At 64.5% G+C, this 13,871-nt stretch carries 12 protein-coding genes; 8 read left to right on the top strand and 4 right to left on the bottom strand.

Translation table 11 applies throughout. The features are described from left to right. Window positions 1-169 precede the first annotated feature (169 nt). Entirely contained in the window at window positions 170-835 is a 666-nt protein-coding gene (locus ACZY0R_RS20910) for an ankyrin repeat domain-containing protein (RefSeq protein WP_488860894.1), read from the bottom strand. Window positions 836-1,137: 302 nt separating this feature from the next. Between ACZY0R_RS20910 and ACZY0R_RS20905 the strand changes: the two genes are divergently transcribed. Both ACZY0R_RS20905 and ACZY0R_RS20900 read left to right on the top strand, forming a co-directional pair. Beyond that, a complete protein-coding gene (locus ACZY0R_RS20905) occupies window positions 1,138-2,877 on the top strand; it encodes a pyrroloquinoline quinone-dependent dehydrogenase (protein ID WP_488860892.1) in 1,740 nt (579 codons plus the stop codon). 2 nt (window positions 2,878-2,879) lie between these two features. After that, entirely contained in the window at window positions 2,880-3,491 is a 612-nt protein-coding gene (locus ACZY0R_RS20900) for a c-type cytochrome (protein ID WP_488860890.1), read from the top strand. A 172-nt stretch (window positions 3,492-3,663) separates the two neighbouring features. Here the strand turns inward: ACZY0R_RS20900 and ACZY0R_RS20895 are convergent, their stop codons facing one another. Continuing rightward, a complete protein-coding gene (locus ACZY0R_RS20895) occupies window positions 3,664-4,866 on the bottom strand; it encodes a urate hydroxylase PuuD (protein ID WP_488860888.1) in 1,203 nt (400 codons plus the stop codon). Between the two features lie 30 nt (window positions 4,867-4,896). After that, on the bottom strand, window positions 4,897-5,250 hold the full coding sequence (uraH, locus tag ACZY0R_RS20890) for a hydroxyisourate hydrolase (RefSeq protein WP_488860886.1): 354 nt from the start codon (window positions 5,248-5,250) through the stop codon (window positions 4,897-4,899). Between the two features lie 315 nt (window positions 5,251-5,565). Between uraH and ACZY0R_RS20885 the strand changes: the two genes are divergently transcribed. The 6 genes from ACZY0R_RS20885 (at window position 5,566) to ACZY0R_RS20860 (ending at window position 11,306) form a co-directional block, all read left to right on the top strand. Further along, on the top strand, window positions 5,566-6,309 hold the full coding sequence (locus ACZY0R_RS20885) for a GntR family transcriptional regulator (RefSeq protein WP_035859487.1): 744 nt from the start codon (window positions 5,566-5,568) through the stop codon (window positions 6,307-6,309). Window positions 6,310-6,458: 149 nt separating this feature from the next. After that, window positions 6,459-7,865, top strand: a complete 1,407-nt coding sequence (locus tag ACZY0R_RS20880) for a nucleobase:cation symporter-2 family protein (protein ID WP_488860884.1) — start codon at window positions 6,459-6,461, stop codon at window positions 7,863-7,865. 49 nt (window positions 7,866-7,914) lie between these two features. After that, on the top strand, window positions 7,915-8,865 hold the full coding sequence (gene puuE, locus ACZY0R_RS20875) for an allantoinase PuuE (protein WP_488866082.1): 951 nt from the start codon (window positions 7,915-7,917) through the stop codon (window positions 8,863-8,865). A gap of 28 nt (window positions 8,866-8,893) precedes the next feature. Continuing rightward, a complete protein-coding gene (uraD, locus tag ACZY0R_RS20870; protein ID WP_488860882.1) occupies window positions 8,894-9,412 on the top strand; it encodes a 2-oxo-4-hydroxy-4-carboxy-5-ureidoimidazoline decarboxylase in 519 nt (172 codons plus the stop codon). Window positions 9,413-9,579: 167 nt separating this feature from the next. Further along, the gene (locus ACZY0R_RS20865; RefSeq protein WP_488860880.1) at window positions 9,580-10,665 is read left to right on the top strand and encodes a porin; all 1,086 of its coding nucleotides are present in this window, start codon (window positions 9,580-9,582) and stop codon (window positions 10,663-10,665) included. Window positions 10,666-11,060: 395 nt separating this feature from the next. Beyond that, entirely contained in the window at window positions 11,061-11,306 is a 246-nt protein-coding gene (locus ACZY0R_RS20860; RefSeq protein WP_045238603.1) for a hypothetical protein, read from the top strand. Window positions 11,307-11,456: 150 nt separating this feature from the next. Here ACZY0R_RS20860 and ACZY0R_RS20855 read toward each other — a convergent pair whose 3' ends face one another. Next, entirely contained in the window at window positions 11,457-13,778 is a 2,322-nt protein-coding gene (locus ACZY0R_RS20855; RefSeq protein WP_488860878.1) for an NADP-dependent malic enzyme, read from the bottom strand. Between the last annotated feature and the right edge of the window lie 93 nt (window positions 13,779-13,871).

Below are 13,871 nucleotides of genomic sequence, written 5' to 3'. Positions count from 1 at the left end.
ACCGCAGATATTGGACTTTGGTCCAACTACGCGCGCGGATGCGGGCGCCTTCCCGGCGCCGCCAGCACGGCGGCGTGCGGCGGTCTGACGAGGCGGTGGCGGAATGCCGGCAAGACAGGGGGCCATGCCGGCATCGGCTGCCGGGCCTGTCGCGCCGGAAACAACGCGCTCAGCGCGGCGCGTCCAGCAAGCTCGCCACCTTCGACGCGTGCACCTGCTCCGCGATCTCGCGCGCGGTCAGTCCGCGATTGTCGCGCAGATCCTGCCTGGCGCCTTTGGCGAGCAGCAGGCGCACCGTATCGGCCCGGTCGTAGCCGGCTGCCCACATCAGCGCGGTGAGCCCATTGCCGTAGGTGGCGTTGACGTCCACGCCAGCGTCCAGCAACTGCCGCACCACCCCTGCGTGGCCCTCCCCTGCCGCATAGACCATGGCGCTCTTGTTGACGCGATCCGTGGCTGTCAGATCAGGATGGCGCACCAGCAGCATCGCCACGATCTCCTCATGGCCGCCAAAGGCCGCGGCCATCAGCGGCGTGACGCCTTGCACATTGGCCTGGCTGACATTGGCGCCGCGATCGACCAGCGTGCGCGCCATCTCGGTCAGGCCACGCTTGCTGGCGGTGAGCAATGGGGTATCGCCCATGCGGTTGCGCGCGTCCACCGCCGCGCCTTGTTGCAGCGTGGCACGCACGCCCGCGGCGTCGCCCGCCCTGGCGGCCGCGAGCAAGCGGGCATTGAGGCCGATGTCGTCGTCTGCCCTTGCCGCCAGCCACAACATGCCCATGCCGCAGAGCAGCGCGGCGATCCCCGCGCGCCATCCTGTGCGTCCGTCCATGTCCGTCTCCCCCGCACCGCGTATGTTGCCAGCCCCTTCGCGACGCCTTTGCCGGCTAAGTGTGGTGCGTAAGACGCGCAATTTCAAGGAACGTCCGAGCGTGTGCTGCGGCGCGGCATGGGTTGATTTTGCGGCGTGGCGGCGTGCCGGCGGAAGTTATGCAAGCGATTGCGATACAAGGTTGTTTTGCCTGCACCCTTTCCTATACTGCACTTGACCCCGGGCCGCTTCGGTGCGCCACGCGCACATGCTTTCGCCCTGGGAAAGCCGGGGCACAAAAGAATTCAAGAAAGGAGCTCCCCATGCTCTCAGCACGCAGCCACTCCCGGTTGGCCCTCCCCTTGCTACTCCTGGCCCTCGCCGCCTGCGCCGCGACCGTCGCCTTCGGCGCGGACGAAATCCAGGGTGCTGCCACGACGACCGGCGCCGCCATGACCAGGCCCCTGCCATCGGTTACGCAGGCGCAACTCGATGCCGCCGGCGGCAACGCGAACGACTGGCTGCACTCGAACGGCTCCTACCAGCAAACCCGTTATTACCCAGGCAGCCAGATCAACACCAAGAATGTCGCCAGGCTCAAGCCGGCCTTCCAGTTCCAGACCGCCGTGCTCGAGTCCATGGAGACAGCGCCGATCGTGGTCAACGGCGTGATGTTCCTGACCACCTCCTACAACCACGTCTATGCGATCGATGCCGTGACCGGCAAGGAGTTCTGGCACTACAAGCACAAGATGGGGCCGATCACGACCTTCTGCTGCGGCCCGAACAATCGCGGCGTGGCTGTCAGCGGCGACCGTCTCTATATGGGCACGCTCGACGCCAAGCTGGTCGCGCTCGACGCCAGGACCGGCAAGTTGCTGTGGGAAACCCAGATCGCCGATCCCGAGCGGGGCTATTCGGAAACCATGGCGCCGGTGGTGGTGGACGACAAGATCCTGATCGGCACCAACGGCGGCGAGTACGGCATCCGTGGCTTCCTCAAGGCTTACAGCGTCACCGACGGCAAGCTGCTGTGGACCTTTTACACCATCCCCGAGAAAGGGCATGAAGGCGTCTGGGCCACCATGGACGCGACGGGCCGCGACATGAAGCGCGATATCGCGGCGGAAAAGAAGCAACTGGCCGACAAGGGCGGCGACTTCTACAAGTCCCTTGGTGGCGGCGTCTGGATGCCGCCGGCGATCGACCGCAAGAACAAGATGGCGATCTTCGTGGTGGGCAACCCATCGCCCGACCTGTATGGCGCCATCCGCCCCGGAGACAACCTCTATACCGACTCGATGGTGGCAGTCGACCTGGATACCGGCGCCTACAAATGGCACTCCCAATATGTCGCCCATGACGTGTGGGACCTTGACGCAGCCAGCCCGCCGATCCTGGTCGACGTGCGCGACAAGAGCGGCCAGATGATTCCCGGCGTGATCCACGGCGGCAAGACCGGCCACATCTATGTGCATGACCGCCGCGATGGCCATCTGATCCGCTTCTCCCAGGCCATGATCCCGCAGGAGAACATGTGGACGCTGCCCACCGCCTCCGGCGCGCGCATGCTGCCGGGCGCCAACGGTGGCGTGGAATGGTCGCCGATGGCGTTCGACCCGAAGACGCGGCTGGCCTATGCCGCCAACCTGCACCAACCCATGACTTACCAGGTGGAAGCGACGCCCTACCCCGGTGGCAAGCTATGGCTGGGCGGCGCGTTCAAGACCATCCCGTCCGAGGCGCAATGGGGCAAGCTCTCCGCGGTCAATATCGATACCGGCAAGGTTGCCTGGGACTTTAAGACCGAGCAGCCGCTGATCGGCGGCGTACTGGCCACCGCCGGCGGGCTGGTGTTCAACGGGGAAGGCAACGGCCTGTTCAGGGCCTTCGACGCGAGCACGGGCAAGAAGCTGTGGGAGTACCAATGCGGCGCCGGGGTCAACGCACCCGCGGTTTCCTACATGGTGGGCGGCAAGCAGTACATCGCGGTAGCGGCAGGCGGCAACACGCAACTGGACTTCAAGCGCGGCAACACTGTGCTGGTGTTCGCGGTGCAATAGGCATGCGCAGCGCCCTCGGATGGCCCCGGCAGTTTGCGCTGCCGGGGCTGGCGCTTGTTCTGTGCGTGTTGCTGGCATGCGCGGCCGGCATCGCGCGCGCCGACCCCGAGGCCGGCAAGCGCAAGGCGGAAACCTGCGTGGCGTGCCACGGGCCGACGGGAAACTCCGGCAATCCGGGCTATCCGGTGCTCGCCGGCCAGACCGCGCGCTACATCTACATGCAGCTAAAGGACTTCCAGGAAGGCCGCCGCGACCACCCACCGATGACGCCGATGGCGGCGCCGCTATCGCGCGAGGATATGATGGACCTGGCGGATTATTTTGCGGCGCAGAAACCCATTCCTTCCCAGTTCAAGGCAGACGGGCAAAAAGTGGAAGCCGGCAGGAAGAAGTCCGAAGAGGTGCTCTGCACCATGTGCCATCTCGGCAGCTTCAGCGGGCAGAATGAAATTCCCCGCGTGGCCGGACAGCAGTACGCCTATATCGTCAAGCAACTGGAAGACTTCCGCTCGCGCAAGCGCACCAATGACGCCGGCAACATGACCAGCGTGGCGCGTGGCTTGTCAGACGCGGATATCCAGAACCTCGCCAACTACATAGCGAACCTGCAATAGGCCCCTGGCCCCTGGCCAGCCGCCGTGCGGAAACAAAAAAACGGGGCATGCGCCCCGTTCAAACCCTTGCCAGTCCGGACCTCCGGCCGCAAGCTGCACGGCCACCGGACCGTCGATCACCGATGCTCGGTCAGGGGGGATCCGCGAGGATCCCCGTCAATCAGTTGGCGGATCAGTTGGTGGTCTTGGCGCCGGCCTCGAACCACTGGCCCAGCAGCGCCCGTTCGTCGTCCGTGATCTGCGTGACGTTGCCAAGCGGCATGGCCTTCTGCTGCACCGCTTGCTGATAGATCAGCTGCGCGTGCGCCTTGATCTCGTCGGCCGTGTCCAGCTTGATGCCCTTGGCTGCGGTCGGCATCATCTTCGGCGCGGCGGCATGGCACTGGACGCAGCGCGAGTTGATAACTTCCTGCACCTTGGTAAAGCTCACCTGCGAGGCAGCACTATCCTTGTTCGCCACCGTCTCGCGCGGCTGCGGCGCGATCATGACCGCGACCACGGCCAGCACCGCGACACCGGCGGCGGGCCAGGCTACATTGATCTTGCCCTTGTGCTTGAGGATGAAGAACTGGCGGATCAGCACGCCGGCCAGCATGATCAGCACCAGCACGGCCCAGTTGTACTTGTAGCTGTAGGTCATGCTGTAGTGGTTCGACAGCATGGCGAACAGCACCGGCAGCGTGAAGTAGGTGTTATGCACGCTGCGCTGCTTGGCGTTCTTGCCATGCACCGGATCCACCGGATCGCCCGCGCGCAGCGCGGCAACCACCTTGCGCTGGCCGGGAATGATCCACACCAGCACGTTGGCGCTCATGATGGTGGCGATCATCGCGCCGGTCAGCAGGAACGCCGCGCGGCCCGAGAACACGTGGCAGGCCACGTAAGCAGCCAGCGCGACGTAGATCGCCACCAGGATGCCGACGGTGCGGTCGCTCTTGCCGAACACGCGGCAGATGCAGTCGTAGACCACCCAGCCCACGGCGAGGTAAGACAGCGCAAACCCGATCGCCGCGCCCGCCGACATGTCCATGACGTTCTTGTCGACCAGGAACGTGCTGGCGTTGAACAGGTACAGCACCACCAGCAGGCCGAAACCGGTCATCCAGGTGGAATACGACTCCCAGTAGAACCAGTGCAGGTTCTCCGGCAATGTCTTGGGCGCGCTCAGGTATTTCTGCGGGTTGTAGAAGCCGCCGCCGTGCACCGCCCATAGCTCGCCGCCCACGCCCTTCTCCTGCAGGTCGGGGTCATCGGGGCGGGTCAGGCTGTTGTCCAGCCAGACGAAATAGAACGAGGAACCGATCCATGCGATCGCGGTGATCACGTGCACCCACCGCAACAGCATATTGGCCCAGTCGAGGATATAGCCTTCCATGTCTTGTCTCCTTTGTTTCCCGTACCGCGCTCAACTGCCGCGGTAGGTCGAGTACGACCAGGGGGAGACCAGCAGCGGCACGTGATAGTGCGCGGCGGTATCGGCAATACCGAAACGCAGCGTCACCACGTCGAGGAAAGCTGGCTCGGGCAACTTCGTGCCCTGGGCGCGGAAATAATCGCCGGCACCGAATTCGAGTTCGTACACCCCGACGGCCATGGTGTCGCCATCCAGCAGGGGCTGGTCGCAACGGCCATCGTGGTTGGTGACGACTGTCTTCAGTGCCTCCTTGCGATTGTCGACAATTTTATGCAGGGTAATCGACATGCCGGCGCCGGGTGTGCCGGCTGCAGTATCGAGTACATGAGTGGTCAAGCGTCCCATCCTGTTCTTCCTTAGGGCTTTGGGTTGTGAGAGGCGCCGCTGCCTTCACTAGCGCCATTTGTGGGAATGGTGCCCGCTCGGTACGTATTTCTAACGCATCCCGGCGCTGGACTGGTGCAGGGCGACAATGCTTTGCACCACTCCGTATGGCAACTCGGGAATTACCCTGAGTTGTCGAAAACCTAGCTCGGTTTTGTTGACAATATTGCCGCCATAACCAAATAATTGTCAACAATTTTTGGGGCGCGCCACCCTGCTTTTACCCGCTGCCGGCGGCGCGCCGCTCCCCCTCCTCACCAATACGCTGGTCCCAAGATGTCCAAGAGTCTCAAGCTGATTGGCGGTGCCGATGACACCGCCGCCCCGACCGAAATCAAGCCCGCCCGCAAGGGCTCCGTCGAGGAGCGCATGTATCACGAGATCTATGACGCGATCATGGAACACCGGCTGCCGCCGCGCACCAAGCTGACCGAGCATTCGCTGTGCGAAATCTATGCCACTGCGCGCCACACGGTGCGCAAGGTACTGGCGCACCTCGCCGCCGACGGCATGGTCGATCTCGAGCCCAACCGCGGCGCCTTTATCGCCAGCCCCTCCACCGACGAAGCGCACGACATGTTCGAGCTGCGCCAGATGCTGGAGCGCGCCGTGCTGGAAAAGCTTGCCGCCATGCGCGACGTCAAGCGCGTGATCGCGCCGCTGCGCAAGATGGTGGAGGCCGAGCGCCAGGCTTTCCTCACCAATGAGCGCCCCAAATGGATCCGCCTGTCGGCCGAGTTCCATACCGCGCTGGCCGAGCTCTCCGGCAACGCGCTGCTGGTCACCATGATGCGCCGGCTGGTCTCGCGCACCACGCTGATGATTGCCAGTGTCGAGGCGCCAGGCAATAACGCCTGCTCCTTCGACGAGCACGAAGAGATTCTCGATGCACTGGAACAGGGCGACGCCGCCCTGGCCCAGAGCCGCATGGCGCACCACCTCGGCGCCTGCGCCGACCGCGTCCAGCCAGACGAACCGGGCAATTTCGATCTTCGCAGCGTGCTGGGTCACTCCACCTAGCAAGTTGTTCCCGCTGCCATCCAGCGGCCAAGGCCCGATTCCTGCTCATGACAACGCGTCCCCGATGAGGCGCGCGGCCGGAATCACATACCGAGAGCCACCCCGCCCGGCAGCGTTCCCATTAAATCCAAAGGAGAGGAGACACACCCATGACTAGCGCTAGCACCACGGTCCCAACGGATCTAACCAACGAGCGGCTGCCTTCGGGCCGGCTGCTTGCGCTCGGCCTGCAGCACGTACTGGTGATGTACGCCGGTACCGTCGCGGTGCCGCTGATCATTGGCGGCGCGCTCAGGCTGCCCAAGGACCAGCTCGCCTTCCTGATCAATGCCGACCTGTTCGCGGCGGGCCTGGCCACGCTGATCCAGGCCTTCGGCTTCTGGAAGTTCGGCATCCGCATGCCGGTGATGATGGGCGTGACCTTCGCTTCGGTGGCGCCGATGATCGCCATCGGTTCCGATCCCAATGTCGGCCTGCTCGGCATCTACGGCGCGGTGATCGCCGCGGGGGTGTTCGGTATTCTGGTGGCGCCGCTGATGGGGCGGATGCTCGGCCTGTTCCCGCCGGTGGTGACCGGCACGGTGATCACGCTGATCGGCGTGTCGCTCATGCGGGTGGGCATCAACTGGGCGGCCGGCGGCCAGCCCACCACGCGTGCCGTGATCGACGGCGTGGTCAAGGACGTGCCGAACCTGGCGTACGGCGACCTGGGCAACCTCGGCATCGCGGCGCTGGTGCTGGTGGCGATCCTGCTGCTGAGCAAGTACGGGCGCGGCCTGATCTCCAACTGCGCGGTGCTGCTCGGCATCGTGATCGGCACGCTGGTGGCAATGGCACTGGGCAAGGTCTCCTTCGAAGGCCTCGACGAAGCCAGCCTGATCGCGGTCATCACCCCGCTGCACTTCGGCATTCCCAAGTTCGACGTTGCCGCCACCCTGTCGATGTGCGTGGTGATGCTGATCACCCTGGTGGAATCCACCGGCATGTTCCTCGCGCTGGCCGATATCACCGGCAAGCGCCTGTCCAATGAAGACCTGACCCGCGGCCTGCGCGCCGACGGCCTGGGCACCGTGATCGGCGGCGTGTTCAACACCTTCCCCTACACTTCGTTCTCGCAGAACGTGGGCCTGGTGACCGTGACCGGCGTGCGCTCGCGCTATGTGGCGGCGGCCGGCGGCATCATCCTGATCGCGCTGGGCCTGTTCCCGAAGATGGCGCACATCGTCGCCTCGGTGCCGCAGTTCGTGCTCGGCGGCGCCGGCATCGTGATGTTCGGCATGGTGGCCGCGACCGGCATCCGCATCCTCGGCTCCTGCGATTTCAACCGCAACCGCTTCAACCTGTTCATCGTCGCCATCTCGATCGGCTTCGGCATGATCCCGACACTGGCGCCGACCTTCTTCCAGTACCTGCCCAAGTGGACCGACCCGTTCACCCATAGCGGCATCGTGCTGGGGACCATCGTGGCGGTGGTGCTCAACGTCTTCTTCAACGGCATCCAGTCGCGCGAAGAGGCGATGCGCAACGCCGCTGCCAATACGCACGGCACGGAATAAGTCCTGCCGGCGGCGGCCGGCACAGTCTTCCTGAAGAATCATGACCCTGATGACAAGCAACAACTATCCACGCGATCTGATCGGTTACGGCAGCCAGCCGCCGCACGCCCGCTGGCCGGGCGGCGCGCGCCTTGCGCTGCAGTTCGTCCTGAACTACGAAGAGGGCGGCGAGAACAACGTGCTGCACGGCGATGCCGGCTCCGAGCAGTTCCTGTCGGAGATCATCGGCGCGGCGGCCTACCCCGACCGCCACATGAGCATGGAGGGCGTATACGAGTACGGGTCGCGCGCCGGGGTCTGGCGCATCCTGCGCGAGTTCGAGCAGCGCGGGCTGCCGCTGACCATCTTCGGCGTGTCGATGGCGCTGCAGCGCCATCCCGAGCTGACCCGGGCGTTCGTCGAACTCGGCCATGAGATCGCCTGCCACGGCTGGCGCTGGATCCATTACCAGGGCATGGACGAAGCCACCGAGCGCGAGCACATGCGCATCGGCATGCAGATCATCAAGGAACTGACCGGCTCGCTGCCGCTGGGCTGGTACACCGGCCGCGACAGCCCCAACACGCGCCGCCTGGTGGTGGAACACGGCGGCCTGCTGTACGACTCGGACTACTACGGGGACGACCTGCCCTTCTGGACCGAGGTGGAAGTCACCGGCGGCGAGAAGAAGCCCCACCTGGTGGTGCCCTATACGCTCGACTCCAACGACATGCGCTTCGCCACGCCGCAAGGCTTCAACACCGGCGAGCAGTTCTACCAGTACCTGAAGGACGCCTTCGACGTGCTCTACGCCGAAGGCGACCCGCAGGGGCTGGACCAGCCCAAGATGCTTTCGGTCGGCATGCACTGCCGCCTGCTGGGCCGGCCGGGGCGCATGCGCGGGCTGCAGCGCTTCCTCGACTATGTGCAGGGCCACGACAAGGTCTGGATCTGCCGGCGCGTGGATATCGCGCGCCACTGGGCCGAGACCCATCCCTACTCCGCAAAGAACCGCGCCTGAGCCAGGCGACCAAGCGATAAGCCAATCCATGAGCAATACCTACTCCCTAGATCAACTCAATGCCCTGCCGGCCGCCGACTTTGTCCAGGTGCTCGGCGGCATCTATGAACACTCTCCGTGGGTGGCCGAAGCCGCCGCCACGCAGCGCCCCTTCGCCAACACCGCCACCCTGGCCGATGCCATGCGCGCCATCGTGGACGGCGCCGGCGATGCCGCCCAGATCAAGCTGGTGCGCGCCCACCCGGAGCTCGCCGGCAAGGCCGCCGTGCGCGGCGAGCTGACCGCCGAGTCGACCCGCGAGCAAAGCGGCGCCGGCCTCGATCAATGCTCCGCCGAGGAATTCGAGCAACTGCAAGCATTCAACCGCCGCTATAACGAGAAATTCGGCTTTCCTTTCATCCTGGCCGTACGCGGCTATGACCGAGCCGGCATCATCGGCGAGTTCGCAAGGCGCGTGGAAAACGATCCGGCCGCGGAGTTGCAAACTTGCATCAACCAGATCCATCGGATTGCACAGTTCCGCCTGAACGACTTAGTATCCGGCTGAGCCAAAAAAGGCAGCTTGCGTTACCCCTTACCGATGTAACAGGCAGTGCCCGGGCCGAGCCTGCAACACCCTAGCCCAGGGCACGCCAGTAGCAAACAAAACGAATAGAACCCGTCAGGGACCCAGTACACAAAGAACGCAACGGATCAACCACGGAGAATTCACCAATGCAGAAGCAGATCAAGCCGGCCCTCAAGCTGGCAGCGATGGCCGCCGCCCTTTTCAGCGGCGCGGCCATGGCGCAATCCAGTGTCACGCTGTACGGCCAGGCCGACATGTTCGTTGGCGGCGTCAAGAACGTCGGCGCGGCCGACCGCGCCTATGTCGCCAATTCGGGCGGCATGCAAACCTCGTACTGGGGTATCAAGGGTACCGAAGACCTCGGTAGCGGCACCAAGGCTATCTTCGACCTGAACGGTTTCTTCCGCACCGACACCGGCAGGCAAGGCCGCTTCGACGGCGACTCGATGTTCAGCCGCAATGCCTTCGTGGGCCTGCAAAACGACAAGCTGGGCGCGCTCAAGCTGGGCCGCAACACCACGCCCTACTTCGTGTCGACCATCCTGTTCAACCCGCTGATCGACTCCTACGTGTTCTCGCCGATGGTGTTCCACACCTACTTTGGCGCTGCCACCGCCAACGTGGCCGACCCGGGCATCATCGGCGATTCGGGCTGGAACAACTCGCTGCTGTACAGCACGCCGAACTTCGGCGGCCTGACCGCCAACGTGATCTACTCCTTCGGCGAGAAAGCAGGTTCGACCGGCCAGAACAAGTGGGGCGGCAACCTGATGTACTTCAACGGCCCGTTCGCAGCCACGCTGGCTTTCCAGCAAGTCAAGTTCGACAGCACGCCGGGTGACGTCACCGCTTCGGCCAACCCGCTGCTGGTTGGCTTCAACAAGCAGAACGCAGTGCAGGGCGGCTTGAGCTACGACTTCAAGGTCGTCAAGCTGTTCGCGCAAGGCCAGTACATCAAGACCGAGCTCAACAACAACCCCAACGGCGACATCAAGCACGCCAACGGCCAGGTCGGCCTTTCGGTGCCCATCGGCGCCGGCAGCGTCCTGGCGTCCTACGCCTATGACAAGACCGAGAACTCGGTCGCCAGCTTCAAGCGCAACACGGCGGCAATCGCTTACGACTACAACCTGTCCAAGCGCACCGACGTCTACGCCGCCTACTTCTACGACAAGATCACCAGCCTGTCGCACGGCGACACCTTCGGTGTGGGCGTGCGTCACAAGTTCTGACGCTTGCTTTAACTTGTCAACGGGAATTGAGACCCGCCCTGGTGGCGGGTTTTTTGTTGCCTGCCGGCTATGGTGCCGGACTCCCCGATCCGGCCTGCGAGCGCCTTGCCCCTGGTCCAGGGCACGTGAAGTTCATGAGCCACCCCAAGGGATATCAATCCCCCAGCCCCGAAGGTATCTGGCGGCTCCGCCTCTTTGCCGCAGAACGCCCAGGCCAGTAAAGGTCATCGATATTTCGCGCTGCAGCATGGATATGCTGCAGCGCGATAGGGACAGGCTACCGGCGATTGAGGATCGAAAGTCGTCGCTTAATAGTCCGATTCAATTGGCGAGGCCGCCGATGCCTGCCTAGATTTAGGTTCCAGGCAACAAGACGGCAACGGACGAGGTGACACATGCGTCGTGATGCAAAGACCCGGTCGGAGTTGATGGCCATCCTGAACCAGTTCCTGAACAACAATCCGGAGTGCGGCGAATGCGAGCTCCACGCCATGCGTGGACACCAACCCGACCACACCGGTTGCAACTGGAGCGCAGAAGTCGATTTTCCGCGCGAGCCCGATGATCACCTGCCCACCCGGCTGGCAGCGGCGAAGTCCATCATCGTCGTGATGCGGCAGCAGTACAACCTGCTGCAGTAGCTAAGAAAGCACAGCTTTTCCGGGCCGGCGGAACTGCAGGACAAGCCGGTCACAAAAAACGGGGCTCCCAGGGAGCCCCGTTTTCATTGCACGATGCCTGGCGGCATGTGCACTCTCGGCGGCGGCATTGCTGCACCGCCGCATCGCGGATCAACGCGCCGCGTTGGCTTCCGCCACCGCTACCGCCGTCATGTTGACGATGCGGCGCGTGGTGGCTTGCGGGTTGAGGATGTGCACCGGCTTGGCCGCGCCCAGCAGGATCGGACCAATGGTGACGCCCTGTCCGCCCGTGATCTTGAGCAGGTTGAAGGCGATATTGGCCGCGTCCAGCGTCGGCATCACCAGCAGGTTGGCGCTGCCAGCCAGCTTGGTGCCCGGCAGGAAGTGGCGGCGTACATCCTCGACCAGGGCGGCGTCGCCCTGCATCTCGCCTTCCACTTCCAGGTGCGGCGCCTCGCGGGCCAGGATCTCCTGGGCCGCGCGCATCTTCCGGGCGGACGGCCGGTTCGACGAGCCGAACATCGAGTGCGACATCAGCGCCACCTTCGGATGCTGGCCGAAGCGCGCGATTTCCTCGGCAGCCAGCTGCGTGATGGCAGCCAGTTCCTCGGCGGTGGGGTCGTCATTGACGAAGGTGTCGGTGATGAACAGCGTGTACTTCTCAAGCATCAGCGCGTTCATCGCGGCGAACACCTTGGCACCCCGCGCCAGGCCGATCACGTCCCGCACGTGCTCCAGGTGGGCTTCGAAGCGGCCCACGGTGCCGCACAGCAGCGCGTCGGCGTCGCCCATATGCATCAGCATGGTGCCGATCAGCGTATTGGAGCGGCGCAGCGCCACCTTGGCCATGTCGGGCGTCACGCCGTCGCGGCCGCGCAGCGCGTGGTAGGCCTCGTGGTAGGCGCGGTAGCGCGGATCCTCTTCCGGGTTGATCGGCTCGAAGTCGACGCCGGCCTTCAGGCGCAAGCCGGCTTTCTCGATGCGCATCTGGATCACATGCGGGCGGCCGATCAGGATCGGGCGCGCCAGGCCTTCGTCCACCACGGTCTGCACCGCGCGCAGCACGCGCTCTTCCTCGCCCTCGGCGTAGACCACGCGCTTGGGCGCGGCCTTGGCGGCCGTGAACACCGGCTTCATGATCAGGCCGGTATGGTAGACGTACTGGGTAAGCTGCTGGCGGTAGGCTTCCAGGTCCTTGATGGGACGCGTGGCCACGCCGGATTCTTCAGCGGCCTTGGCCACCGCCGGCGCGATCTTCTCGATCAGGCGCTGGTCGAACGGCGTCGGGATGATGTAGTCGGGGCCGAACTTCAGTTCCTGGCCGCCATAGGCGGCGGCAACGGCGTCGTTCAGCTCGGCTTCGGCCAGTTCGGCGATGGCCTTGACGCAGGCCAGCTTCATTTCTTCCGTGATCTTGGTGGCGCCGCAATCGAGCGCGCCGCGGAAGATGTACGGGAAGCACAGCACGTTGTTGACCTGGTTCGGGTAGTCCGAACGGCCGGTGGCGATGATGCAGTCCGGGCGGGCGGCCTTGGCCACTTCCGGGCGGATTTCCGGTTCCGGGTTGGCCAGCGCCAGGATGATGGGCTTGTCGGCCATGGTCTTGACCATATCGGCCGTCAGCACGCCGGCAGCCGAGCAACCCAGGAACACGTCGGCGCCATTGACCACGTCGGCCAGGGTGCGGGCCGAGGTTTCCTGTGCATAGCGGGCCTTGTTGGGCTCCATGTTGGCGTCGCGGCCGACATAGATCACGCCCTTGGAATCCACCACCGAGACATTGGTGCGGGTCACGCCCAGGCTCACCATGGTGTCCAGGCAGGCGATGGCCGCCGCGCCGGCGCCCGATACCGCCAGCTTGACCTTGGCGATATCCTTGCCCACCACCTTCAGGCCATTGAGCAGTGCCGCCGCCGAGATGATGGCGGTACCGTGCTGGTCGTCGTGGAAGACGGGAATATTCATGCGCTCGCGCAGCTTCTTCTCGATGTAGAAGCACTCGGGCGCCTTGATGTCCTCGAGGTTGACGCCGCCCAGGGTAGGCTCCAGCGCCGCCACGATCTCGACGATCTTGTCCGGGTCGCGCGCATCGAGTTCGATGTCGAACACGTCGATGCCGGCGAATTTCTTGAACAGGCAGCCCTTGCCTTCCATCACCGGCTTGCCGGCCAGGGGACCGATATCGCCCATGCCAAGCACGGCGGTACCGTTGGTGATCACCGCCACCAGGTTGCCGCGCGAGGTGTACTCGGCGGCCATCGCCGGATCCTTGGCGATTTCCTCGCAGGCGTATGCCACGCCGGGCGAGTAGGCCAGGGACAGGTCGCGCTGGTTGGACAGTGCCTTGGTCGCGTTTACCTGGATCTTGCCCTTGGTCGGGCTGCGGTGGTATTCCAGCGCGGCCAGGCGCAATTGCGCTTCAGGACTATTGGGGGCATGTTGCGGTGCATCACCGCCGGTCTTGCTGGTCATTATGCTCGTCCAGGAAGTGGCCCAGCCAGTGCCCGCCGGGGCCGCGCCGGTCGTATCCGGCGTGCTTGCCGGAATCTTCCATTGCAGCTTTCA

It is taken from the genome of Cupriavidus sp. F041 (assembly GCF_057814235.1).
Note: the sequence above shows the minus strand (reverse complement) of the source record. Positions and strands in the feature narration are given on the sequence as shown.

Excerpts from the sequence above, each read along its gene's own strand:
- ACZY0R_RS20910 (WP_488860894.1), bottom strand. The coding sequence starts at position 835 with ATGGACGGACGCACAGGATGGCGCGCGGGGATCGCCGCGCTGCTCTGC.
- ACZY0R_RS20905 (WP_488860892.1), top strand. The coding sequence starts at position 1,138 with ATGCTCTCAGCACGCAGCCACTCCCGGTTGGCCCTCCCCTTGCTACTC.
- ACZY0R_RS20900 (WP_488860890.1), top strand. The coding sequence starts at position 2,880 with ATGCGCAGCGCCCTCGGATGGCCCCGGCAGTTTGCGCTGCCGGGGCTG.
- ACZY0R_RS20895 (WP_488860888.1), bottom strand. The coding sequence starts at position 4,866 with ATGGAAGGCTATATCCTCGACTGGGCCAATATGCTGTTGCGGTGGGTG.
- uraH (WP_488860886.1), bottom strand. The coding sequence starts at position 5,250 with ATGGGACGCTTGACCACTCATGTACTCGATACTGCAGCCGGCACACCC.
- ACZY0R_RS20885 (WP_035859487.1), top strand. The coding sequence starts at position 5,566 with ATGTCCAAGAGTCTCAAGCTGATTGGCGGTGCCGATGACACCGCCGCC.
- ACZY0R_RS20880 (WP_488860884.1), top strand. The coding sequence starts at position 6,459 with ATGACTAGCGCTAGCACCACGGTCCCAACGGATCTAACCAACGAGCGG.
- puuE (WP_488866082.1), top strand. The coding sequence starts at position 7,915 with ATGACAAGCAACAACTATCCACGCGATCTGATCGGTTACGGCAGCCAG.
- uraD (WP_488860882.1), top strand. The coding sequence starts at position 8,894 with ATGAGCAATACCTACTCCCTAGATCAACTCAATGCCCTGCCGGCCGCC.
- ACZY0R_RS20865 (WP_488860880.1), top strand. The coding sequence starts at position 9,580 with ATGCAGAAGCAGATCAAGCCGGCCCTCAAGCTGGCAGCGATGGCCGCC.
- ACZY0R_RS20860 (WP_045238603.1), top strand. The coding sequence starts at position 11,061 with ATGCGTCGTGATGCAAAGACCCGGTCGGAGTTGATGGCCATCCTGAAC.
- ACZY0R_RS20855 (WP_488860878.1), bottom strand. The coding sequence starts at position 13,778 with ATGACCAGCAAGACCGGCGGTGATGCACCGCAACATGCCCCCAATAGT.